Source organism: Vibrio sp. S234-5 (assembly GCF_000960595.1).
Classification (GTDB): Bacteria; Pseudomonadota; Gammaproteobacteria; order Enterobacterales; family Vibrionaceae; genus Vibrio.
Window position 1 is genome coordinate 1 of sequence record NZ_JZAM01000212.1, and the last position, 402, is coordinate 402.

1 pseudogene is annotated in these 402 nt (G+C 47.3%); it reads left to right on the forward strand.

Features of this window, described 5'->3' with window-relative positions:
• Window positions 1-31: 31 nt before the first annotated feature.
• Window positions 32-402, forward strand: a pseudogene (locus UF06_RS12355) (DNA polymerase I); the annotation flags it as partial.

Consider the following 402-nt stretch of genomic DNA (forward strand, 5'->3'; position numbering starts at 1 on the left):
CTATAAAGTACTGATTTGGATACAGACAATTATGGCAAGTATTCCTGAAAATCCGCTGATTCTTATCGACGGTTCTTCTTACCTATATCGCGCTTTTCACGCTTACCCGGGCACGATGAGTAATGGTGAAATCCCAACCAACGCAGTTTACGGTGTGGTGAACATGCTACGCAGTATGATGCGTCAATTTGCGCCTGAGCGTATTGCGGTGGTGTTTGATGCGAAGGGTAAAACCTTCCGTGATGAGATGTATTCAGAATACAAAGCGAATCGTCCACCAATGCCGGACGATCTGCGTTGCCAAATTGAACCATTGCACAACGTTATTCGTGCGATGGGTTTGCCGTTGATCTGCGTTCCTGGCGTGGAAGCAGATGACGTCATCGGTACGTTGGCTTACCA